At 72.9% G+C, this 358-nt stretch carries 1 protein-coding gene; it reads left to right on the top strand.

Features of this window, described 5'->3' with window-relative positions; genetic code table 11:
• On the top strand, positions 1 to 358 hold a 358-nt coding region (locus OSB71_RS24375), incomplete at both ends, for a polyketide synthase (protein ID WP_265950966.1).

The following is a 358-nucleotide window of genomic DNA, read 5'->3' as shown; positions in this document are numbered from 1 at the left end:
TGGAGCGGTTGTCGGACGCGCGGCGCAACGGGCACGAGGTGCTGGCGGTGGTGCGGGGTTCGGCGGTGAACCAGGACGGTGCGTCCAACGGGTTGACGGCGCCGAACGGTCCGGCGCAGGAGCGGGTGATCCGGCAGGCGCTGGCCAATGCGGGGGTTTCGCCGGGTGAGGTGGACGCGGTCGAGGCGCACGGTACGGGGACGACGCTGGGTGATCCGATCGAGGCGCGGGCGCTGCTGGCGACCTACGGGCGGGAGCGGTCGGCTCAGCGGCCGCTGTGGCTGGGGTCGCTGAAGTCGAACATCGGTCACGCCCAGGCGGCGGCCGGGGTCGGCGGGATCATCAAGATGGTCCAGGC

This window comes from Streptomyces marinisediminis (genome assembly GCF_026262575.1).
GTDB classification, from domain to species: domain Bacteria; phylum Actinomycetota; class Actinomycetes; order Streptomycetales; family Streptomycetaceae; genus Streptomyces; species Streptomyces marinisediminis.
Note: the sequence above shows the minus strand (reverse complement) of the source record. Positions and strands in the feature narration are given on the sequence as shown.